At 26.8% G+C, this 22634-nt stretch carries 21 protein-coding genes; 13 read left to right on the top strand and 8 right to left on the bottom strand.

The genetic code is table 11. From position 1 onward, the window contains the following. Nucleotides 1–4 precede the first annotated feature (4 nt). The 13 genes from dnaE (at nucleotide 5) to lpxB (ending at nucleotide 14637) form a co-directional block, all read left to right on the top strand. A complete protein-coding gene (gene dnaE, locus CR143_RS03275) occupies nucleotides 5–3430 on the top strand; it encodes a DNA polymerase III subunit alpha (RefSeq protein ID WP_099340409.1) in 3426 nt (1141 codons plus the stop codon). Between the two features lie 122 nt (nucleotides 3431–3552). After that, nucleotides 3553–4350 (top strand): 30S ribosomal protein S2, encoded by a 798-nt coding sequence (gene rpsB / locus CR143_RS03270; protein ID WP_099340408.1) that lies wholly within the window; start codon nucleotides 3553–3555, stop codon nucleotides 4348–4350. Between the two features lie 11 nt (nucleotides 4351–4361). After that, nucleotides 4362–5279: a translation elongation factor Ts gene (gene tsf / locus CR143_RS03265; protein ID WP_099340407.1), complete on the top strand. Its 918-nt coding sequence runs from the start codon at nucleotides 4362–4364 to the stop codon at nucleotides 5277–5279. A gap of 1 nt (nucleotide 5280) precedes the next feature. Further along, on the top strand, nucleotides 5281–5829 hold the full coding sequence (frr, locus tag CR143_RS03260; protein ID WP_099340406.1) for a ribosome recycling factor: 549 nt from the start codon (nucleotides 5281–5283) through the stop codon (nucleotides 5827–5829). Further along, the gene (uppS, locus tag CR143_RS03255; protein ID WP_099340405.1) at nucleotides 5826–6518 is read left to right on the top strand and encodes a polyprenyl diphosphate synthase; all 693 of its coding nucleotides are present in this window, start codon (nucleotides 5826–5828) and stop codon (nucleotides 6516–6518) included. The genes frr and uppS overlap by 4 nt, the downstream gene beginning before the upstream one ends. Further along, on the top strand, nucleotides 6511–7125 hold the full coding sequence (locus tag CR143_RS03250; protein ID WP_099340404.1) for a phosphatidate cytidylyltransferase: 615 nt from the start codon (nucleotides 6511–6513) through the stop codon (nucleotides 7123–7125). Before uppS ends, CR143_RS03250 begins: the two co-directional genes overlap by 8 nt. Continuing rightward, nucleotides 7122–8261, top strand: a complete 1140-nt coding sequence (locus CR143_RS03245; protein ID WP_099341002.1) for a hypothetical protein — start codon at nucleotides 7122–7124, stop codon at nucleotides 8259–8261. The genes CR143_RS03250 and CR143_RS03245 overlap by 4 nt, the downstream gene beginning before the upstream one ends. Further along, nucleotides 8258–10486: an outer membrane protein assembly factor BamA gene (gene bamA, locus CR143_RS03240; protein ID WP_099340403.1), complete on the top strand. Its 2229-nt coding sequence runs from the start codon at nucleotides 8258–8260 to the stop codon at nucleotides 10484–10486. The genes CR143_RS03245 and bamA overlap by 4 nt, the downstream gene beginning before the upstream one ends. Before the next feature lie 18 nt (nucleotides 10487–10504). After that, nucleotides 10505–11485 (top strand): UDP-3-O-(3-hydroxymyristoyl)glucosamine N-acyltransferase, encoded by a 981-nt coding sequence (lpxD, locus tag CR143_RS03235; RefSeq protein ID WP_099340402.1) that lies wholly within the window; start codon nucleotides 10505–10507, stop codon nucleotides 11483–11485. 17 nt (nucleotides 11486–11502) lie between these two features. Then, the gene (gene fabZ, locus CR143_RS03230) at nucleotides 11503–11943 is read left to right on the top strand and encodes a 3-hydroxyacyl-ACP dehydratase FabZ (RefSeq protein ID WP_169696852.1); all 441 of its coding nucleotides are present in this window, start codon (nucleotides 11503–11505) and stop codon (nucleotides 11941–11943) included. Continuing rightward, on the top strand, nucleotides 11943–12719 hold the full coding sequence (gene lpxA, locus CR143_RS03225; protein ID WP_099340400.1) for an acyl-ACP--UDP-N-acetylglucosamine O-acyltransferase: 777 nt from the start codon (nucleotides 11943–11945) through the stop codon (nucleotides 12717–12719). The genes fabZ and lpxA overlap by 1 nt, the downstream gene beginning before the upstream one ends. Next, nucleotides 12720–13526: an LpxI family protein gene (locus tag CR143_RS03220; RefSeq protein ID WP_099340399.1), complete on the top strand. Its 807-nt coding sequence runs from the start codon at nucleotides 12720–12722 to the stop codon at nucleotides 13524–13526. A gap of 1 nt (nucleotide 13527) precedes the next feature. Then, nucleotides 13528–14637 carry a lipid-A-disaccharide synthase gene (gene lpxB / locus CR143_RS03215; RefSeq protein WP_099340398.1) on the top strand — a complete coding sequence of 370 codons (1110 nt, stop codon included), beginning with the start codon at nucleotides 13528–13530 and terminating at the stop codon, nucleotides 14635–14637. A gap of 3 nt (nucleotides 14638–14640) precedes the next feature. On the opposite strand, the gene gltA is transcribed toward lpxB, so the two are convergent. From gltA to CR143_RS03175, 8 genes are all read right to left on the bottom strand, one after another. After that, entirely contained in the window at nucleotides 14641–15927 is a 1287-nt protein-coding gene (gene gltA / locus CR143_RS03210) for a citrate synthase (protein ID WP_099340397.1), read from the bottom strand. 12 nt (nucleotides 15928–15939) lie between these two features. After that, nucleotides 15940–17358, bottom strand: a complete 1419-nt coding sequence (gene gltX / locus CR143_RS03205; RefSeq protein WP_099340396.1) for a glutamate--tRNA ligase — start codon at nucleotides 17356–17358, stop codon at nucleotides 15940–15942. A 47-nt stretch (nucleotides 17359–17405) separates the two neighbouring features. Beyond that, entirely contained in the window at nucleotides 17406–18083 is a 678-nt protein-coding gene (lexA, locus tag CR143_RS03200; RefSeq protein ID WP_099340395.1) for a transcriptional repressor LexA, read from the bottom strand. An 83-nt stretch (nucleotides 18084–18166) separates the two neighbouring features. Continuing rightward, nucleotides 18167–18937 carry an indole-3-glycerol phosphate synthase TrpC gene (gene trpC / locus CR143_RS03195; RefSeq protein ID WP_099340394.1) on the bottom strand — a complete coding sequence of 257 codons (771 nt, stop codon included), beginning with the start codon at nucleotides 18935–18937 and terminating at the stop codon, nucleotides 18167–18169. Beyond that, nucleotides 18937–19932 (bottom strand): anthranilate phosphoribosyltransferase, encoded by a 996-nt coding sequence (gene trpD / locus CR143_RS03190; protein WP_239923104.1) that lies wholly within the window; start codon nucleotides 19930–19932, stop codon nucleotides 18937–18939. The genes trpC and trpD overlap by 1 nt, the downstream gene beginning before the upstream one ends. Beyond that, nucleotides 19932–20504 carry an anthranilate synthase component II gene (locus CR143_RS03185; RefSeq protein ID WP_099340392.1) on the bottom strand — a complete coding sequence of 191 codons (573 nt, stop codon included), beginning with the start codon at nucleotides 20502–20504 and terminating at the stop codon, nucleotides 19932–19934. The genes trpD and CR143_RS03185 overlap by 1 nt, the downstream gene beginning before the upstream one ends. After that, on the bottom strand, nucleotides 20505–21965 hold the full coding sequence (trpE, locus tag CR143_RS03180; RefSeq protein ID WP_099340391.1) for an anthranilate synthase component I: 1461 nt from the start codon (nucleotides 21963–21965) through the stop codon (nucleotides 20505–20507). It abuts the gene before it with no gap. Nucleotides 21966–21967: 2 nt separating this feature from the next. Further along, nucleotides 21968–22594, bottom strand: a complete 627-nt coding sequence (locus CR143_RS03175) for a SurA N-terminal domain-containing protein (protein WP_099340390.1) — start codon at nucleotides 22592–22594, stop codon at nucleotides 21968–21970. Nucleotides 22595–22634: the final 40 nt, after the last annotated feature.

Genomic DNA, 22634 nt, shown 5'->3' with positions numbered 1-22634 from the left:
AAAAATGAGTCTCAAAGATATTACTTTTAACCACTTTAAAATTCACACGCAGTATTCAATTTGCGAAGGAGCAGTTAAAATTGAAGAACTAGCAAAGTTTGCAAAACTTTCTAGATTTTTGTCCCTTGGTATTTCAGATTCTTATAATTTGAGCGGTGCTTTGGAATTTTCTGAGGAGATATCAAAAGCAGGAGTTCATCCAATTATTGGAACTCAATTAAACATAAAGACTGATAATATTATTGGTAAAGTCTCACTTATTGCAAAAAATGTTGATGGTTATAAAAATTTATTAAAATTATCATCAAAATCCTATCTTGATATCAACGCAACTGAAGCACCGCATTGCGCTATGAAAGATTTGCTTCAATATAGTAATGGTATTTTAGTTTTATTAGGAGGCAATCACACTTTAACTTCTCAACTTATTCTTAATAATCAGGATAAAATTTTTCTAAACAATGTTAGTCAACTTAAATCCGTATTTAAAGATAATTTATTTTTTGAAATTCAAAGACACAATGAGGTTAATGAGGACAGAATAGAAAATTTTTTAATTAGTAATGCAAAGTCTTTAAAAATACCCATTATTGCATCCCATGAAGTATTTTATATTCATCAAGACATGCATGAAGCGCATGATGCATATATTTGTATTGGTCAAAAGGCATATGTAGAGGATAAAAATAGAATTAGTTATTCAAATCAGCATTATCTTAAAACTAATGAAGAAATGGTTAAATTATTTGCTGATTTACCAGATGCCTTAGAAAATAATCACAATTTGAAATATCAATGCCTATTTCGACCCTTACTTAGCAAACCTTTACTTCCAAACTTTACTACATCATCTTCAAAAGAAAAGAATATTGAAATTGTTCTGCAAGAACTAGCGCAAGCTGGTTTAGAGAAAAGATTAAATGAAGTTGTTCTTAAAAATATAACTGATCCAAAACAGAGTGAAGAAAAAAAAAAAATTTATATAGAACGATTAAATTATGAAGTGAAAATGATTAACCAGATGAAATTTTCTGGTTATTTCTTGATTGTCTCTGATTACATACTTTGGGCGAAAAATAATAATATACCCGTTGGACCGGGTAGGGGATCTGGCGCTGGATCATTAGTTGCTTGGGCATTATCCATCACTGAATTAGATCCAATTAAATTTGGATTAATTTTCGAACGTTTTTTAAATCCTGATCGAATTTCAATTCCAGATTTTGATATCGATTTTTGCCAAGAGGATCGTGATAAAGTTATTAATTATGTAAAAAATAAATACAAAGGCGGCGTTGCCCAAATTATCACATTTGGAAAACTTCAGGCAAGAATGGCAATTCGTGATATTGGTCGTGTTATTGGTCTTCCTTATAGCGTTGTAGATTCACTTTCAAAAATGATCCCATTTGATCCTTCAAGACCTCTTTCATTACAAGAGTCTGTTGCGCTCGAGCCTAGAATTCAAGAAGCACAAAAGAATGATGTTAAAATTAATAAATTAATTAATTTAGCAATAAAACTTGAGGGGCTTTATAGAAATATTGCAACCCATGCAGCAGGAATTGTTATTGCTGACCGACAGATAGAAGAAATTGTTCCTTTATATAAAGATTTTGATTCAGATCACGATATTCCTGTAACTCAGTTTGATATGAAATGGTCCGAAAATGCTGGACTTGTGAAGTTTGATTTTCTTGGTCTTAAAACGCTCACCGTCATTAAAAAAACCGTAAATTCACTTAAAGAAAATAATATCAACGTTAATTTAAAAAACCTTCCACTTGATGATCCCAAAACTTTTGAACTTTTATGTTCTGGCGAAACAATGGGCGTGTTCCAGTTAGAAAGCGCTGGAATGAGAGAAGTTTTAAAGCAAATGAAGCCAAATAAATTTGAAGATATCATTGCACTTGTTGCCCTTTTTAGACCAGGTCCGATGCAAAATATTTCAAAGTACAACAACTGTAAGCATGGAATAGAAAAACCAGATTATCTTCACCCAAAAATTGAGCATATTTTAAAAGAGACATACGGAGTAATTATTTACCAAGAGCAAGTGATGCAAATTGCTCAATCTCTTTCAGGGTTTTCAGCTGGTAAGGCTGACATATTAAGAAAAGCCATGGGTAAGAAAAAATCTGCCGAAATGGAAAGACAGAAGAAAGATTTTATAGAAGGAGCCGTAAAAAATGGAATTACTAAAGATCAGGCAGTTTACATATTCCAGTTAGTTGAAAAATTTGCACAATATGGATTTAATAAAAGTCACGCCGCAGCTTATGCATTAATTGCTTATCAAACAGCATATTTAAAAACACACTATCCAATTTATTTTATCGCAGCTTCTATGAATTTAGACCTAGCTAATACTGATAAGTTAAATGAATTTTATGAAGAATTAAAACGATTAAAAATTGATGTAGTATTACCTTCAATTAATCAGTCATTTGCAGATTTTGTCGTTAAAGAAAATAAACTTTATTACGCTTTAGCTGCTATTAAAGCTGTTGGATTTGAATCTGTTAATCAAATTATAGCTAATCGTAAAGTTAACGGACCCTTTAAATCTTTAGAAGATTTTATTTTAAGAATTGATTCTAAATTAATTAATAAACTTCAAATGGAAGGTTTAATCAAATCCGGAGCCTTTGATTGTTTAGAAACAAACCGTAAATTTTTATTTGATGTTGTTCCTGAAATTATAAAAATATCTAAAAATTATAAAGACTCCAATCTTTTGCAGAATAATTTATTTGATAGTGACAAAACGGGTAAACTTCCGTCATTAGAAAATTTTGTAAGTAAAAAAGACACCTGGAATCAAAATGAAAAAATGAAGAATGAATTTGAGTCTATTGGATTTTTTATAAGTGAACATCCGCTTTTAAATTATGAAAAAATTTTAAAGACTTATAATGTAAAGAAATTTTCTGATATTGGAGATAATGATTTAAACAAAGAATTTGTTCTCTCAGGCACTTTAATGGCCATTCAAGAAAAAAAGACTGCAAAGGGACAACCTTTTGCAATAATTAAATTGAGTGATTTAAGCAGGATGTATGAGCTATTTATTTTTTCAGAAATTTTACTTGCTAATAGAGATAAAATGCTTGCAGGGAATTCCTTTTTAATAAATATTGTTAAAGAAAAAATGACAAATGGCACAACAAGATTAACTGTTAGAAAACTAACTGAGATTAACTCAATTAAGGAAGCTAAGATTAGCAAAGCTGAAATTATTATAAAAGATTTAGAAAGTATTAATGAACTTAAAAAAATATTAAAAGATAATGGTGACACTAAAGTTTTAATTAGAATGAATTCCAAAGATAAAAATTACGTATTTAATCTAAAAACAAACAAACTAATTGATGCTTCAGTAGTTAATATTTTAAATAGCTCAGGTTTTGACTGTAAAATTCACTAGTATTCACTTGTTTTTTTTCTAATTTTCAATATAAAACTCTAAAAATTCGCACACAGTTGTGGGTAGTAATACCCCCCGGTCCAATTTAGGCAGAAACTGTGGTGGAAATAACCGGAGAAAAAATGAACATACCTACTGCGTCCGTAAAAGAGCTTTTAGAAGCTGGAGTACATTTAGGACATAAGACTTTTAGATGGAATCCAAAAATGAAGAAATTTATTTTTGGAGAAAAAAATTCAATTCATATTATTGATTTACTGCAAACAGTAAAATTAATGAATAATGCAATGCTAGAAATGCACAAATGTGTAGCTTCTGGCGGTAAAATATTATTCGTTTCAACAAAAAAACAAGCAAGTGAGTTAATTGCAGAAGTTGCTAAAGAAACAGGACAGTTTTTCGTCAATCACAGATGGCCTGGTGGAATGTTGACAAACTGGAAGACTATAAGCAATTCAATTCGAAGATTAAAAAAATTAACTGAAGAGCTTAATAAGGAAAACAAAGGTTTTACAAAAAAAGAACTTATTAAGATGAGTCTTGAGCGTGACAAACTTAATAGATCATTAGGAGGAATTGCAGACATGCGAGGCGTTCCTAATATGTTGTTCGTTATTGATACTAACATCGAGTCTTTAGCTATTGCAGAAGCTAAAAAGTTAAAAATTCCAATTGTTGCAGTTGTAGATAGTAATTCAAATCCTGAAGATATTGATTATCCAATTCCAGGAAATGATGATGCTAGAAGATCTATTAATCTTTATTGTGATTTAGCTAAAAAAACTATTTTAGATGCAAAACAAAATATTAAAATAGTTGAGCCTATTGAAGAAGAAAAGCCTAAAAAAGTTACTAAAGAAACTTCAAAAGTTAAAATAAAAAAAGATTCTGAAAACAAAGAAGAAGCTTTAAAGAATTAAAAGTTTATTCAATGTCTGATAATTTAGCAAAAGTTAAAGAACTTAGAGAATTAACGGGAGCAGGGATACAGGACTGCAAAACAGCTTTATCAGAAAATAATTTTGATATCGAAAAATCTATTGAATATTTAAGGAAAAAAGGGATTACAAAGGCTGCAAAGAAATCATCACGAGATGCGGCTGAAGGCCTAGCAGTTATCGCATCCAATAATTCAAAAGCTTGTATATTAGAAGTAAACTCAGAAACAGATTTCGTAGCAAAAAATAATGAGTTTATAAATTTTTGCTCAGAAATTTCAAAAATAGCTTTAGCTAATAATTATAATTTAGAAACTCTTTTAAATGCTAAAATTAATAGTAGTTTAATAAAAGATGAGTTAGTTAATTTAATAGCTAAAATTGGTGAGAATATAAAAATTAGAAGAATTGCTTATCTAGAAAATGCAAACGGGATTGTAGCAAACTACATTCATAATCAACAAAATGAAAATATGGGTAAAATTGGGGTTATTATTTCAATTGATTGCCAAAACAAAAATAAAGAAGTTTTAGATTTTTCAAGAAAAGTTTGCATGCATATTGCGGCCATGTCTCCTATGTCTTTAGCTGAGAAAGATTTAAGTGTTGATTTTATTAATAAAGAAAAAGAAATTTTAAAGGAAGAACTTAAAAATCAGGGCAAAAAAGATGACATGATTGATAAAATTTTAGTTGGAAAATTAAAAAAAGTTATATCGGATAATACATTAATGGGTCAAAAATGGATCCACAATCAAGACATTTCAGTCGAGCAAGCTGTTAATGATTTTGGTAAAGAAATTAAGCAGAATTTGATAATTAAATCTTTTATAAAATATAAAGTTGGTGAAGGAATTGAAGTTAAAAAAACTGATTTTAATGAAGAAGTAAAATCATTAGCAGGGGCTTAATATGATTATTAAAAAAATTGAAGAAAGAATGAATTTGTCCTTAAGTTCGTATGGAAAAGAGTTATCTACCGTTAGAACTGGTAGGGCCAATCCTAAGATGTTGGACGGCGTAAGAGTTGAGGTGTACGGGCAAAAAATGCCAATTAGTCAGCTAGCTACAGTTTCGATTCCAGAGCCGCAAATGATTAATGTTCAGGTTTGGGATAAGACAAATGTTTCAGCAGTAGATCAAGCAATAAGAACGTCAGATTTAAATTTAAATCCGCTTGTTGATGGCCAATTATTAAGAATTGCAATACCAAAACTAACAGAAGAAAGAAGAAAAGAGCTAATCAAAGTTTTAAAAACCATAGCTGAAAAAGCTAAAGTTGCCATAAGAAATATTAGAAGAGACTCATTAGAGGAGCTAAAAAAAGAACAGAAAGATAAAAATTTAAGTGAGGATGATCTAAAAAAAAATTCCAATGAGGTTCAAAAAATTACTGACCTTAAAATTGCAGAGATTGATAAAAAATTAAGCGAAAAAGAAGTTGAAATATTAAAAGTATGATCTCGCCATCCCATATCGCCATCATAATGGATGGTAATGGTCGTTGGGGTTTAAAAAAATATAACAATAGAAACAAAGGTCATTACTACGGACTACTAAACATAAATAAAGTTATTGAGCATTGTATTAAAATAAAAATTAAGTATTTAACTCTTTATACGTTCTCGACGGAAAATTGGAATAGACCTAAAAAAGAAATCGATTACCTTTTTTTTTTATTTAAATATTTTTATAAAAAAAATTTTAATAAATTAAATAAAAATAATATTAAAATTAAATTTATTGGCGATTTAAAAAATATTCCAAAAGATTTAAAAATTATTATAAAAAAAATCGAAGATAAGACTAAAAATAATGACGCTATAACTGTAATTTTTGCATTTAATTATGGGGCGAAATCAGAATTAGTAAATGCTTTTAAAAATATAATAAAGAATAAAACTAAAGTTAATGAAATTAATGAAGAATTAATCAATAATTATTTATATACAAATAATATCCCTGATCCTGATATTCTTATACGAACTGGCGGAGAAAAAAGGCTGAGCAATTTTTTATTATGGCAACTTTCGTATGCAGAACTATTTTTTATCAATAAAAATTGGCCAGATTTTAATTTTTTTGATTTAAAAAAAGTAATTAAGGCTTTTGGAGTTACTAAAAGAAAATTTGGCGGATTAAATGAGTAATTTTACTAAAAGATTTATTATTTCTTTATTAGCTTTTCCACTAATTTACATTCTTCTTTATCAAAAATATTTATTTAACATATTAATTATTGTTACATTTTTGTTTTGTATTTATGAGTGGGTAAATCTCTTTAGTAAAAAAGGTCTTCTTTTTATTTTTGGTCTAATTATTTTATCAATTTTTCTTATCTCCATATTAAGGATTTATAATTTTAGTGAATTTAATCTAAAATTTTTATGGTTAATCCTTATTACTTGGTTGACTGATATTGGTGGATATATTTTTGGAAAATTATTTGGCGGCCCTAAGCTAATTAAAATTAGCCCAAATAAGACCTGGTCCGGATTAATTGGGTCAATTATTTTAAGTCAATTTGCATTTTTAATTTTTTTTTTAGATCCTAATTACAAATTTAGTATTTCAATATTATTAGCACAATTTATTTTATCAATAGCAGGACAAGTGGGAGATATAATGATGTCCTACGTTAAACGTATAAATAATAAAAAGGATACGTCTAATTTTATTCCTGGCCATGGTGGTTTTTTAGATAGGGTTGATGGATTAATTTGGATAATAATATTTGGAAATTTTTTATTTCAATGAAAAAAAAAATTTGTATTTTAGGTTCTACAGGCAGCATTGGTATTTCTACTTTAGAAATTTTATCTAAAGATAAAAAGAATTTTGAAGTCGTATTATTGAGCGCTAACCAAAATTTTAAATTATTATTAAAACAAGCAAAAGAATTTAAACCGAAATATATTTACACAAATAATATTTTTTTGGAAAATAAAATTAAATATTTTTGCAAAATTAATAAAATTATAATTATTAATGACCTTAACTTATTAAAAAAAATTAAATTTGATATTACAGTATCGGCTATTTCAGGAATTGCTGGCTTATTACCAACAATTAATATTATTAAATTTTCAAAAAAAATACTAATAGCTAATAAAGAAAGTATTATTTGTGGATGGAAATTTATTTCAAAGGAACTTAAAAAGTATAATTGCAATTTCATACCAATAGACTCTGAGCACTTTTCGATTGCAAAATTAATTGAAAATAAAAATAAAAATTTAATAAAAAAAATCTATTTATTAGCATCAGGCGGTCCTTTCTTTAAAAAATCTATTAATTTAAAAAAAGTTACACCTACTCAAGCTACAAAACATCCAAATTGGAAAATGGGTAAAAAGATATCAATTGATTCTGCAAACTTAATGAATAAAGTACTTGAGGTTATAGAAGCATCTTTAATTTTTAAACTCCCACTAAATAATTTCAAAATAATGATTCATCCACAATCATTAATTCATGCAATTGTTGAATTTCAAAATGGACTTACCACAATGCTTTATCATAAAAACGATATGAAAATTCCAATAGGCAATTCTTTATATGAAAATCCATTTTTAAGTAAGCAGCTAGATAAAAATATTTTCTTAAAAAAAGATTTTTCTTTTTACGAACCTAACAATAAAAATTTTCCTGCGATCAAAATCTTAAAATTAACTAATGTTCTAAATGAAACGGGTTTTATTATTATTAATATCCTAAATGAAATTTTAGTAGAAAAGTTCTTGAATAAAAGGATACTTTTTACTGATATAGTGTATAAATTGCTTAGTATTTTAAATTCAAAAGCTATTAAAAATTACTTAAAAAATAACAGGATTCAACATATAAATGACGTTTTTAAAGCATATAATTTTTGTAGGAGTTTAGTAATTTGATTAGATTTTTTGTACTATTTTTTTTTATATTAACGACAATTTCTTTTGCTGAAATAAAAAAAGTTAATATTGTTGGAAACTCTAGAGTTAACTCTAATACCATTGAAACATTAGTAGATAAAAAAATAACTAATGTTGATTCAATTTTTATTAATAATTTAACAAAAAAAATTTATGATACAGAATTTTTCTCTGATGTAAAAATTTCTTATAACCAAGATACTTTAACAATAACAGTCGTAGAAAATCCAATTGTAAATTTTTTTTACATTAACGGGGTTAAAGACTCCGATCTAGATCAGATTAATAAAATTATAACTCTTAAAGAAAATAGTATTTTTTCAACTTCAAAATTAAAAAAGAATATTGAAGACACTAGAGAGTTTTTAAATGCTTCAGGCTACTATCAAGCGACAATTGTACCTGAAGTTATAAAAATTGATAATAACCAAGTTAATTTAATAATTAATATTGATAAAAAAGATATTTCTAAAATTAAAAATATTTATTTTATTGGTAATAAATATTTTAGTAATAGCCAATTACTTGATGTCATTACTTCAAAAGAGGATTCGTGGTGGAAGCTTTTTACTTCCTCTGCTCTGAGTGAGCAAAGAGTTGAATATGATAAGCAACTTTTAAAAGATTTTTATAAAAATAAAGGATTTTTTGAAGCTCAAATTGAAAGTGCCTTTGCTAGTGTAGATAAAAGTAATAACTTTTCCTTAACTTTTTCTATTAACTCAGGAAAAAAACACAAATTTGGAGATTTTGAAATTAAAACATCAGCCGCAACATTTAAGGATCAAGATGTTAATGAGATTAAAGCATTTTCAAGTAAATTATTAAAAAATGAGATCTATTCAAACGACATAGTGAATAAATTAAATAAACAAGTTACAAGTTACCTAGAGTCAAAAAAATACAGTAATTTTGAGATTAACATTCAAGAATTAAAAAAAAGTGATGATTTAATTAGTATTGCTTTGCAACTTAGTGAGGGTCAAAAAGTACTTATAGATAAAATTAACATTCAAGGAAATACTATTACAGAAGAAAAAGTAATTAGAGATAGCTTAGTATTAGCAGAAGGGGATTATTTAAATTCAACCAAAGTTAAAAAATCAGTAGATAATATTAAATCAAGACAACTTTTTAGTAAGGTTGACTATAAAGTCGTTGATTCTGAGAAGAAAAATTTTAAAGATTTTAATTTATTTGTAAAAGAACAGCCTACTGGCAGCATAAGTGCTGGAGTTGGTTATGGAAGTAACGGTGGATTATTCGAAGCATCTATAAATGAAAGAAACTTTCTTGGACAAGGAATAAATCTTAATTTTACTGGAACACTAGCAACCGAGGAAATTAAAGGCGAGTTTTCTTATGTAGATCCAAATTTTAAGCAGTCAGAAAAGGAATTAGCAGCATCTCTTTTTTCAATAAGAGATGATTATAGTAATTCTGGTTATCAAAACACAAGAGCAGGTACTAAATTTGCAACCAAATATGAAATTTATGAAGATTTATACTTTAGACCTAATGTTAGAATTCAGTACGACAAGCTAGAAATTACAGGAGCAGCATCAAATTTGTTAAGAAGTAGAGCTGGAAATTTTACAACTTCTTCAGTTGGTTATAATTTTTTAATTGATAAAAGAGACTCAAAATTTAACCCAACCTCTGGATCTTTGTTTTATTTTGATCAAAATATAGCAACTTTTATTAGTGATATTCCAACTTTGCAAACAGGCGTTGGTACAACTTTATATAAAGAACTTTTTAGTGAAAAGTTTATCGGATCAGCTAAAGCAAAATTAGCTAATGTTACAGCTTTTGATAATAAGGACGCTAAATTATCCGATCGTATATTTACATCTACTAGCGATCTACGAGGTTTCGAGCCTAGAGGAGTAGGACCCGTGGATAGCAGGGATCACGTTGGAGGAAATAATTTAGCTACACTGAGTTTAAAATCTACCTTTCCAAATCCAATTCCTGAAAGTTTAAGAGCAAACTCGTTTCTTTTCTTGGATGTCGGAAATGTTTGGGGAGTTGATTATTCTAGCTTAATTTCTGATAGTTCAAAAATTCGATCGTCAACTGGGATAGCCCTTGATATAGTTAGTCCTATTGGTCCATTAAGTTTTACTTATAGTATTCCTTTATCAAAAGCATCGACGGATAAAGAGCAAAATTTTACATTTAATATCGGTTCAAGTTTTTAAATTTATTTTAAATTTGTAATGAAGGATTTTTTTTTTAAAAAAGTAAAAAAGTATATTTTGCTTAAAGAAGTATTCAGTATCTGTAAAAACCCAAAAACTATAAATTCAGATAAAAAAATTTCAGGAGTTAATAATTTAGTTGAAGCAAATGAAAATGAAATTACTTTTTTTAATAATCTTAATTACGAAAAACAAGCGCAGAAATGTAGAGCATCCGCATGCATAGTTACTTCAAAAACTGAAAAATATTTAAATAAAAATGTAATTCCAATTATTTCAAGCAATCCTTTGATTGATTTTTACAAAGTAGTTAGTCTTTTTTATCCAAGTTCCTCTTTAGATAGTGAAGAAGTAAATCCTCAAACTAATATAAGTAAATTTAAAAAAAGAAATATTTCTGTAGGAAAGAACTGCCTAATCGATAAAACTGCCGTAATTGGTGAGAATACTATCATTGGTAACAATGTTATTATTAAATCTAATGTTCATATTGGACGAAATTGTAAAATTGGTTCTAATATTATTATTGAGAATTCATTGCTTGGTGACAATATAATTATAAAATCCGGAACTTTAATTGGACAAACAGGCTTTGGTTTTAGTTTTGAAAACAATAAAAGAATTAAATTCCCTCATATTGGAAGAGTTATTATTGAAAATAATGTTCAGATAGGATCCTTTTGTACTATAGATAGAGGATCATTGTCAGACACTGTGATTGGCGAATTTAGTTCTGTTGATAACCAAGTGCAAATTGCTCATAATGTTAAAATTGGAAACTTTTGTATGATTGCTGCTCAATCAGGAATTGCTGGTAGCACAACAGTTGGAAATAATGTTCAGATAGGGGGGCAAGCTGGCATTTCTGGACATTTAATTATTGGTAACAATGTTAAGATCGGAGGAAAAAGCGGTGTGGTTGACCATATTAAAGATGGTCAAGTAGTTATGGGATACCCAGCTAGAAGTATACGAGATTTTATAAAGGATAAAAAATGAAAAATTTAAAAAAAGAAATTAATACAGAGGAAATTGAAAATTTAATACCACATAGAAAACCATTTCTTTTAATTGATAAATTAATTGAAATTGTTCCGATGATTTCTGCAACTGGCGTAATGAATATAAAAAAAAATGATTTTTTTTTTAATGGTCATTTCCCAGGTCAACCGGTGATGCCAGGTGTATTAATAGTAGAGGCATTTGGTCAAAGCGCAGCAGCGTTAACAGCTTACAGTATAGATCCTGAAATTGTAAAAAATAAACTTGTTTATTTAATGACAGTGAATAATGCCAGATTTAGAAACCCTGTAATGCCGGATTGTCAATTGATGCTTAAAGTTGAGGCAATACGATCGAAAGGGAAGGTATGGAAGTACAAAGGCGTTGCCATGGTAGGAGATAAAATTATGGCTGACTCAGAATGGATGGCTACAATAGTTGAAAGAAAAGAATAATGATAAGCGATAAAGCAATTATTGATAAAAATTTTAAAATTGAAAGTTCAATAGAAGTTGGTTCATTTTCTGTAATTGGCAAAGATGTAAAAATTGGCAGAAATACAAAAATACATTCTCATGTCGTTATAACAGGAGATACTAATATTTCTGAAGACTGTGAAATTTATTCTTTCGCTTCAATTGGAAGCAATCCTCAAGATCTTAAATTTAAAGGTGAAAAAACTAAATTAGTCATTGGAAAAAAAAACAAAATTCGAGAATACGTTACTATCAACCCAGGCACTGCTCACGGAGGTGGTTTAACAACGATTGGGGACAATTGTTTATTTATGATCTCTTCACATGTTGCTCATGATTGCAAAATTGGAAATAATGTTATCCTCGCAAACAATGTAGCTCTAGCTGGGCATGTAGAAATAGATGACAATGTGATAATAGGTGGGAATTCTGCTGTTCAACAATTTACCAGAATTGGCAAATTTGCAATGATTGGCGGGATGACTGGAGTTGAAAAAGATATAATTCCTTTCGGACTTGCAACTGGCAACAGATCTCATTTGGAAGGAATAAATATTATTGGTTTAAAACGTGCAGGTTACTCAAATGATGAGATTAATGCATTAAATGAGGCTGTTAAATTGATTTTTTCTAATGATATTTTAAAAAATGGTATTGAAAATGCAAAGAAATTAGCAAATTTTAGAACGGTAAACGAAGTAATAAAATTTTTAGAGAAAAGTGATAAAAGACCAATTTGCAGACCATTAAAATAAATGCTTGGAATAATAGCTGGCGAAACTAGTTTACCTAAATATTTAATAAATAAATTAATTAAAAATAATTCTAAATTCTTAATTTTAGATTTAACAAAATCAAATAATTTTAAAAAATATGCTAACTCATATAGTTTAAAAATAACTCAACTCGGTAAAGCAATATCTATTTTAAATAAGAATAATTGTAAAAAAATTATTTTTATTGGAAAAGTTAAAAGACCTGAAATTTCTTTATTAAAATTTGACAAAAAAGCTTTTTTTTATTTACCTAGATTATACTCTGCGTTTAAGAAAGGTGATGGAAGTATATTAAAAGAGATAATTAAAATTTTTAATGAAAACAAAATTAAAGTTATGAATAGTATGAAATTTACTCCAGAATTAGTTTTTAATGAAAAAAATATTAACAATATAAAAGTTAGTAACTTAGATAAAACAAGTATTAATAAAGGAATTCAAATTATTAAAACTTTAAGTAAGTTTGATATTGGGCAGTCCGTTATTCTTAATAACGGTTATGTTCTTGCAATAGAAGGACCGGAAGGCACAGATGAAATGATTAAAAGATCAGGCTATTTATCAAAAAAATTGAAATTAAAGAATAAGTCAATCTTGATTAAATTTCCAAAAGCTAATCAAGATTTAAGGGTTGATCTACCAACCTTAGGTTTAGATACTGTAAAAAATTGTATCAAAGCAAATATAAAAGGCATTGCAGTTAAAAGATCTCAAAATATTATCTTAGAAAGAGATAAAATTTTTAATTTAACTAAAAAAAATAATTTCTTTATTATTTCTTTATAATTTGCAAAAAAAAATATTTATTATTACAGGCGAATCTTCAGGCGATAAAATCGCCTCATATATAATTAATCATATCAAAAAAAAAAAATCTAATATTGAATTTTTAGCTATTGGTGGTGAAAATGTTAAATCTCAAGGAGTTAATTGCATATTCGATATTAAAGATATCGCTTTTATGGGCTTTGTTGATGTTTTAAAAAATATTTTTTTTATAAAAAAAAAATTTGATTTTACAGTAAAAAAAATTCTTGAATTTAAACCTGATATAATTTTTTCAATTGATAGTCCTGATTTTTCATTCCGTGTCTTAAAAAGAATAAAAAATACTAATTCTAATATTAAAACAATACATTTAGTTGCTCCACAAGTATGGGCTTGGAGAGAGAATAGAAAAAATTTTTTACATGAGTTTATTGATCATTTACTCTTACTTTTTCCATTTGAAAAAAAATATTTTGAAGGGGTTGTAAAAAACTCATTCGTTGGACATCCTTTTTTTGATTTTTCTGTTTTTAAAACAAATGAAATAAAACAATCAAATAATAAGTACTTTACACTTTGCCCAGGTAGTCGAAATTCAGAATTAAAAATATTTATGCCTATATTTATTGAAGTAATGAGAAAAATAAATTTAAATTCTAATTTTATTTTTCATATTCCAACTACTGAAAATAATAAAAATTTAATTAGTAATTATTTACAAAAATCCGGGATTAGTAACTTTATAATTACTACAACTGAAGGTGATAAAAATTTTTATATCCAAAATTCAATTTTAAGTGTTTCTAAATCAGGAACAATTACACTTGATATTTGTAAAAATAAATGTCCATTGGTTGTTATCTATAAAACATCTTGGTTGAACTATTTATTAATTAAACCTTTTATTAAGACAAAATTTGGTAATATTTTAAATATTATTGCTCAGAAAGAAATAATACCTGAATTAATTCAAGAAAAATGTAATTCAGATGTTATTTACCAAAAAGTTAAAGAATTTGTAGATGATGAATCATTAAGAAATGAAGTAGTCGCGCAATATACTAAAATTTTAGAGACAATAATTGTTCCTGATAGTCTTGAAAAAATATCAAATTATATTGTTGAGTAATATTTATCTTTTATTGATATCTAAAAAGTCTCTTTTAGTTGATCCGGCGTATAATTGCCGAGGTCTATTTAATTTATTGCTTGGATCAGAGTACATTTCTTTCCAATGAGCAATCCATCCAGACGTCCTTGCAACAGCAAATAGAACAACAAACATTTCAGTTGGAAAACCCATGGCACTAAGTGTTATTCCAGAATAAAAATCTATATTAGGGTATAGTTTTTTTTGAACAAAATAATCATCATTTAGAGCAATTTTTTCAAGTTCTATAGCTATTTTTAATAACTCATCATCTTTTTTTCCTAAAGCCTCAAGCACTTCATGACAAGCTTTTTGCATAACCTTAGCTCTAGGATCATAGTTTTTATACACTCTGTGTCCAAATCCCATCAATCTAAAATTGTCATTAGGATCCTTTGCTCGCTTTATATATTCGGGAATATTTTTGACACTTCCAATCTTTTTTAACATGTTTAATGCTGCCTCATTAGCACCGCCATGTAACGGCCCCCAAAGTGCAGAAAAACCAACAGCAACAGATGCAAATGGATTAACAGCTGAAGAAGCAGCTAGTCTTACAGTTGAAGTAGATGCGTTTTGCTCATGATCCGCATGAAGTATAAATATTTTTTCTAGTGCATTAGCTACTACTTTATTTATTTTATATTTTTGTGCTGGAACAGAAAAACACATATTTAAGAAATTCTCGCAATAATTAAATTCATTATCAGGATATACAAATGGTTGACCAATTGAGTATTTGTAAGCCATAGCAGCCAAAGTTGGAACTTTAGCTATCATTCTTCTGGATGATATTTCTCTTTCTTTTGGATCGTTTACATTGGCGGAGTCTGCATAAAAAGCAGATAAAGCACCTACAACACCTAACATCATAGCCATTGGATGACTGCCGCGTCTAAATCCATTGTAAAAAGATCTAATTTGTTCATGAACCATAGTATGGTTTTTAATAGCACTAGAAAATTCGGTGAATTGATCTTTTGTAGGAAGTTCACCTTTAATTAAAAGATAGGCAACTTCCAAAAATGAACTTTTTTCAGATAGTTGTTCAATTTCATATCCTCTATATAAAAGAGTTCCTTTATCACCATCAATAAAACAAATATTTGATTGACAACTTGCAGTGGAGGTAAAACCTGGATCAAAAGTAAAATGACCGGTATTTTTATAAAAATCCCGAACATCGACGACTGAAGGACCAATGGTACCTTTTTTGACTGGTAATTCGTATTTTTTACCGTCTATTTCTATGAAACATTTATCTGACATAAAATTTAGTTATCAGTTTTTAATATTTTTGTCTATTTTAGTAATAAATAGTTCTAATCGGTTTATAAACTCTTCTAAACCTAAAGAATTGGCTATATCGTAGATAGCTGGACCATACTCAGAACCAGTTAATATAATTCTTAATGGCTGCCCTAAATCTTTAAAGTTAATTTTTTCAGTTTCAATAATTTTATCAAAAATATTTTTTAAATAATCTTTACTTATATTATTTTCTTTTTTTACAAGAGAATAAATATTTTTTATAATATTTAATTTAGATTTATCTATTTTTTGTATCTGTTCTTCCTTTAGTTCATAAGAAAATATGTATTTAGAGTTATTATATATGTCCTCCAATGACTTTGATTTATTTTTTAAGAATGATAAATTTATTTTAATAGACTCGTGAAATTGTTTAGGAATTTTTTCTTTATACAGTTCAGCATAGTATACTAATTTTTTTAGTAAACTTTCATCCTCAGTGGATTTTATATAAAATTCATTCATAGATTTAATTCTATCAAAATCTAACTTAGATGGAGATTTTCCAATATTTTTTAAATTAAAAAATTCTATACTTTCATTTTCTGAAAAAATTTCTTTATCTTTATAAGACCATCCTAACCTTAATAAATAATTTCTTAATGCTTCTGGTAAAATGCCTATTTTTTTATAATCTTCAACAGTAGATGCATCATCTCTTTTTGATAATTTTTTTCCTTCCCTCGAATGGATTAAAGGTATGTGCGCATACTCAGGTATTTTCCATTTCATACTTTCAAATATTTGAATTTGTTTAAAAGCATTTATTTTATGATCATCTCCTCTAATTACATGAGAGATTTTCATCTGATAATCATCGACAGCTGCTGATAAATTATAGGTGGGTTTGTTATCTTTTCTTAAAATAACAAAATCTTCTATTGTTCTATTATTTATTTCAACATCCCCTTGTACTAAATCTTTGAGAATAGTTTTTCCTTCTATCTTTGATTTAAATCTAATTACAAAAGGTTTATCACCAATGGGTTCTATTAAATCTCTACATTTTTTACTATAAGTATAAGGAATTTTTTTTTTTAAATATAACTTTTTTTCTTCCTCTAATTCTTTTTCAGTACAATAACATTTATACGCATGTCCATTTTTTAGCAGCGTGTTTGCTACATTTACATGAGATTCTATATTTTTTGATTGAATATATGGTTCTTCATCCCAATATATTTCTAACCATTTAAGAGTTGAGACAATTTGATCATAATATTCATCTTTTGATCTTTGAATATCTGTATCTTCTATTCTTAATAAAAATTTTCCTTTTTTATTTTTAGAAAATAACCAATTGAATAAAGCAGTTCTTGCTCCTCCAATATGTAAATTTCCGGTAGGAGATGGCGCAAAACGCGTAATAACTTGTTGAGTAGAATCCATTAGTTCTTAAGGATACAGAACTAATATTATTTGTTTAAATTAGTAAATTAAAATTTTCTATACAAAGAAGCTAAAACACCCTGTATTTTCACTCTTTCAGTATTATAAATTTTTGTCTCATAAGCAGGGTTAGCGCTTTCTAAAGCAATAGATGGTCCTTTTTTTCGCATTCTTTTTAGAGTTGCTTCATGATCATCAATCAAAGCCACGACTATTTTACCGCTTTCTGCGATATTTGTTTTTTTAATAATTACATAATCTCCAGTATTAATTCCTGCATTGATCATTGAGTCTCCTTCAACTTTTAAAGCAAAATACTCATTTGATCCTAAAAAACTTTTTGATAAGGGTAAACTTTCACTTTGATTTTCTAATGCTTCTATAGGAGAGCCCGCTGCTATTTTACCAAGAACAGGTACAAAAATCTCTTCTTCATCTATTTTGTTAAGATCCAAGCCACCTTTGATAATTTTTGGAGAAAAATTATTATACAAGTCTTGAGCTCCTGCATTCTCAGGAAGTTTAATAACCTCCAGAGCTCTAGCTTTGTGAGGTAGTCTCTTAATAAATCCTCTTTCTTCAAGTGCAGAAATAAGTCTATGTATTCCAGATTTAGATTTAAGGTTTAATGAAACGCGCATCTCATCGTAAGAAGGCGAAATGCCAGTACGCTTTAATTTTTCATTAATAAAAATTAATAAATTTTTTTGTTTTTTAGTTAGCATAGAACAAAACCTAAACAGTTATCGTTCTATTTAAGTTCTTATTAATATACAACGCTGATAAAGTACTGAAATATATGTATATTTTATAAAAAAGAGCTTATTTTTTTTTTAATATTGTTAGATTTTATTAATGATTCGCCAATCAAGAATGTTCTAATACTTGTTTTTCTGGATATATGAAGAATATCTTTTTTAGAATGAAAGCCACTTTCAGAAACAACTATGCGATTTTTAAATTTAAATTTTTTAAATAAATTAATCGAATTATTTATATTTGTTACAAATGTTTTTAAATTTCTATTATTAATTCCAATTATGCTTTTTTTTAAACTTAAGGCAAAGGCCATTTCTTTTTCATTATGAACTTCAACTATTGTGTCTAATCCACATTTATTAGCTACATCATATAATTCTTTAGCTAATTTTTCTTTTATGGCAGATAATAATATTAAAATGCAATCTGCGCCATAAGATTTTGCCTCATAAATTTGAAATGGATCAATAAAAAAATCTTTAGCTAGTATTGGAATATTATATTTTTTTTTAATTTGTTTTATATAATTTTTATTTCCTAAAAAAAATTTATCCTCAGTCAAAACTGACAAACATGTAGCACCCCCATCAATATATTGCTTAGCTATACTAATAGGGTCAAATTTTTTTTTCAAAATTCCTTTTGAGGGACTAGCTTTTTTTATTTCAGCTATAATTGAAATTTTATTTTTTTTGATATTATTTACCAATTTTAATTTAAAAAAAGATTTTTTTTTTAAATTTAAAAATATTTTATTATTTTTTTTTTCAAAAATAATACTTTTTTTTTTATAATTAATAATTTCTTTTAGAATATTCATTATTTGATCAATTGGTTAATTTTTTCAATAGCATTACCAGATAACAAATAACTTTTGGTCTTATAGTAAGCTTTTTTTAAATTACTCTCTTTTTCAGAGATTACTAAACCAGCCGCAGCATTTAAAGCAACAATTTCTAAAAACGCATTGTGCTTACCATTAAAAATTTCAACTATTTTTTTACTATTGTATTCAGCATCTTTTCCAAGAATTGATTTAAAATTATATTTTTTTTTAATTATAGATTTTGGATTTATAATAAAACTCTTAATTTTTTTATTATTTAATTCGTAAACTTTAGTTTTATTAAAAATAGATATTTCATCCAAACCTTCATTACTATGAAATACCCATACTTTTTTATGTCCTAAGCTTTTTAAAACATTTATGTAAGGAACTAATAATTTTTTGTCAAAGATTCCAATGATTTGTCTCTTGATCAAACCAGGGTTTATGAGAGGACCTAAAAGATTAAAAATTGTTTTAAATGGAAGATTTTTCCTTACGTTAGCAACGTTTTTCATTGTTAAATGATAATTTGGAGCAAATAAAAAAATAAATTTATCTTTTTTGATTTTCTTCTCTAAATTTTTTTTATTATCCAGTATATTAATTCCAAGCTTTTCTAATACATCAGCTGACCCGCATTTTGATGTAATTGATCTATTTCCGTGCTTTACTACATTAACCCCCAATCCAGCCAATACAATAGCAGCTGCTGTTGAGACATTTAGAGTATGTTTGCCATCACCACCGGTACCGCATGTATCTATTGAATTTTTTGGAACTTTAACCTTTATTAATTTCTTTCTTAAAATTTTTGATGCTACTAGAATATTCTTATAGTTATATCCGTTTCTAGATATTAAAGTTAAAATTGCCGAGATTAAATTCTCGTTAATTTCTGCGTTAATAATTTTATTAAATAAAAAATTTAGTTCCAAATTCGATAAATCTTTATTAAGAATTAGTTTTGAAATTATATTTTTTAACATCATTTAATTTTTAAAAAGTTTTTAAAGATTGCTTTTCCAAAATTTGTTTTAATACTTTCAGGGTGAAATTGAATGCCATATAGATGATATTTTTTATGATTAATGCCCATAATAATATTATCTACCGTTTTTGCTGAGATTTCAAAATCATCATTAAGAGTTTTTATATCAATTATAAGACTATGATATCTTGTTGCATAAATATTTTTAGGAATTTTTTTAAAAAGTTTTGATCCATTGTGAATAATTTTACTTAATTTTCCGTGCATAATTATTCTTGCTCTTTTTATCACTGAGCCAAAAGCAGCACCTATAATTTGATGTCCAAGACATATTCCTAAGATAGGGATTTTTTTATAAAAATTTTTAACTAGATTTATGCAAATCCCAGAGCTATCAGGATGACCTGGGCCTGGTGATATGACAATTTTATCAAATTTTTTTTTTGATATTTCTTTTAATGATATTTTATCATTTCTGAAAACTTCAACTTTTGCACCTAATTCTGAGAGCGAATGAAAAATATTATAGGTAAAACTATCATAGTTATCTATTAACAGTATTTTTTTCATTTAGTTAGCAGCCTCAAATAACGCTTTTGCTTTATTTACTGTCTCTTTGTACTCTTTTATAGGAACGCTATCAGCCACAATGCCAGCTCCTGATTGTACATAGATTTTATTATTAATAATTAGAGCAGTTCTTAAGGCTATGCATGTATCCATTTCATTATTAGGAGTGAAATATCCAATACCACCAGCATACAATTTTCTTTTAGTTAATTCTAAGTCATCAATAATTTCCATAGCTCTTATTTTAGGCGCACCAGAAACAGTACCGGCAGGAAAACCGGAAAATAAAGTATCTAAAAGTGTATTTTTTTTATCAAAATTTCCAACTACATTTGAAACTATATGCATAACATGTGAATATTTTTCAACTTTAAATTTTTGGTCAACCTTTACGCTTCCAATTTTTGAAACTTTTCCAACATCGTTACGTCCTAGATCAAGTAACATTAAATGCTCAGAAATTTCTTTTTTATCATTTAGAAGCTCTTTTTTAAATTTATTATCCTCTTTAAGATTTTTTCCTCTAGGCCTTGTTCCTGCAATGGGTCTAATAGTAATTTTATTATTTCTTACTCTAACTAAGATCTCAGGGCTACTTCCTGATATCTTAAAATTATTAAAATTAAAAAAGAACATAAAAGGAGAGGGATTTATAATTCTTAATTTTTTATAAAAATTAATTGGGGTTTTATTTAATTTACTTTTAAATCTTTGACTTAAAACAACCTGAAATATCTCACCGTTATTAATTAATTTTTTAGCCTTGATTATGGATTTTAAAAAATTATTTTTTGAAATATTGCTTTCAATTTTACTTCTAGATTTATTAATTGTTGGATAATTACTAAAAAAGCAAACGTCATTTATTCTTGCAATAAACTTATTTATTTCTTCACACTTTAATAAATATATTTTTTTTAAATTTGATGCTTTTTGTGTTCGGTAAACATTTTGTATGAAAAATAATTTATTTTTTTCATTATCATGAATGATAACTAATTTTGGACGAATTAATTTTACATCAGGAATTCTTATATCATTTTTACAATTATTTGGAATTTTTTCCTTTAATCTAATAATGTCATAGCCAAAATAACCTGCTAACATTGCAGACATTAATGGAAGTTTTTTTGAAGTTTTGAGTGAAAAACTTTTAATTAAATTATTTAAATAATCATAGGGGTTTTTCTTAATTATTTTTTTTTTACCATTTTCAATTTTAATTACATTATTATTATGTACTTCGATTATTTGATCAGGGTTAAAACCAAATATTGTATAACGCCCTCTAATTTTAACTTTTTCTACAGACTCAAATACAAAACTATCTTTATTAATTGCAACCAATTCAATTAACTTATCAATAGTTTCTAATTTGGGATTATTTTTTATATAATAAACTTGTGAGAAATTTTTTTTTTTATAATTTTTTTTAAATTCATCAAAAGTAGAAAATATCATTTTTAAAAATTCTTAAGATAACTATTTAATTGTTTTTCATTAATAATAATTTTATATTTTTTTCTTAAAAAATCCTCGTATAGTATATTTATTTTAGTACTTAGAACTGTTTCTGAAATTTTTTTGCTATTAGGAATGTATCCATTCAATGAATTTGTAATTATTTTTCTTTTAAGATTTCTATCGATTTCTTCTTCAAGAATTTTTGAATTTATGTTTCTTTCTAATAAAAATTTTTCATACTTTGTTCTTGAAAAAATTTCTTTATCTTTAAATTCATTATTATTTTTTATTTCTATTGCTATTACTGTATCATCGGTAAGAATTCCCAAATTTTTTGTATGAATTTTCAAAAGTTTTTCGGATATGATATTGGATATAGCAATTATATGAATATTTTTTTCAATTGCTAATTTTTGCGATTGAATATTGTTATTTCTAATTATTTTACTGTACTCTTTAGTAAATTCATTAAATGATATTTCATCACCATTAATTTCTGCTATAGCATTGTTATAACTAGACTTATAAAAGTCGTTTATTCCCCAAAACACAAAACTTAAAGCTATTAATGCTATAAAAATTTTAGCAGTTAGCGTTTCTGAGAATTTTCTTAAAGATGATAGCATTTAATATTTTAAAAAAGATTATTATAGTTTAGATATAACT

Source organism: Candidatus Fonsibacter ubiquis, assembly GCF_002688585.1.
Classification (GTDB): Bacteria; Pseudomonadota; Alphaproteobacteria; order Pelagibacterales; family Pelagibacteraceae; genus Fontibacterium; species Fontibacterium commune.
This window is presented reverse-complemented; position numbering and strand designations above follow the sequence as displayed.

Coding starts and splice junctions, on each gene's coding strand:
- dnaE (WP_099340409.1), top strand. CDS start 5: ATGAGTCTCAAAGATATTACTTTTAACCACTTTAAAATTCACACGCAG.
- rpsB (WP_099340408.1), top strand. CDS start 3,553: ATGAACATACCTACTGCGTCCGTAAAAGAGCTTTTAGAAGCTGGAGTA.
- tsf (WP_099340407.1), top strand. CDS start 4,362: ATGTCTGATAATTTAGCAAAAGTTAAAGAACTTAGAGAATTAACGGGA.
- frr (WP_099340406.1), top strand. CDS start 5,281: ATGATTATTAAAAAAATTGAAGAAAGAATGAATTTGTCCTTAAGTTCG.
- uppS (WP_099340405.1), top strand. CDS start 5,826: ATGATCTCGCCATCCCATATCGCCATCATAATGGATGGTAATGGTCGT.
- CR143_RS03250 (WP_099340404.1), top strand. CDS start 6,511: ATGAGTAATTTTACTAAAAGATTTATTATTTCTTTATTAGCTTTTCCA.
- CR143_RS03245 (WP_099341002.1), top strand. CDS start 7,122: ATGAAAAAAAAAATTTGTATTTTAGGTTCTACAGGCAGCATTGGTATT.
- lpxD (WP_099340402.1), top strand. CDS start 10,505: ATGAAGGATTTTTTTTTTAAAAAAGTAAAAAAGTATATTTTGCTTAAA.
- lpxA (WP_099340400.1), top strand. CDS start 11,943: ATGATAAGCGATAAAGCAATTATTGATAAAAATTTTAAAATTGAAAGT.
- CR143_RS03220 (WP_099340399.1), top strand. CDS start 12,720: ATGCTTGGAATAATAGCTGGCGAAACTAGTTTACCTAAATATTTAATA.
- gltA (WP_099340397.1), bottom strand. CDS start 15,927: ATGTCAGATAAATGTTTCATAGAAATAGACGGTAAAAAATACGAATTA.
- gltX (WP_099340396.1), bottom strand. CDS start 17,358: ATGGATTCTACTCAACAAGTTATTACGCGTTTTGCGCCATCTCCTACC.
- lexA (WP_099340395.1), bottom strand. CDS start 18,083: ATGCTAACTAAAAAACAAAAAAATTTATTAATTTTTATTAATGAAAAA.
- trpC (WP_099340394.1), bottom strand. CDS start 18,937: ATGAATATTCTAAAAGAAATTATTAATTATAAAAAAAAAAGTATTATT.
- trpD (WP_239923104.1), bottom strand. CDS start 19,932: ATGTTAAAAAATATAATTTCAAAACTAATTCTTAATAAAGATTTATCG.
- CR143_RS03185 (WP_099340392.1), bottom strand. CDS start 20,504: ATGAAAAAAATACTGTTAATAGATAACTATGATAGTTTTACCTATAAT.
- trpE (WP_099340391.1), bottom strand. CDS start 21,965: ATGATATTTTCTACTTTTGATGAATTTAAAAAAAATTATAAAAAAAAA.
- CR143_RS03175 (WP_099340390.1), bottom strand. CDS start 22,594: ATGCTATCATCTTTAAGAAAATTCTCAGAAACGCTAACTGCTAAAATT.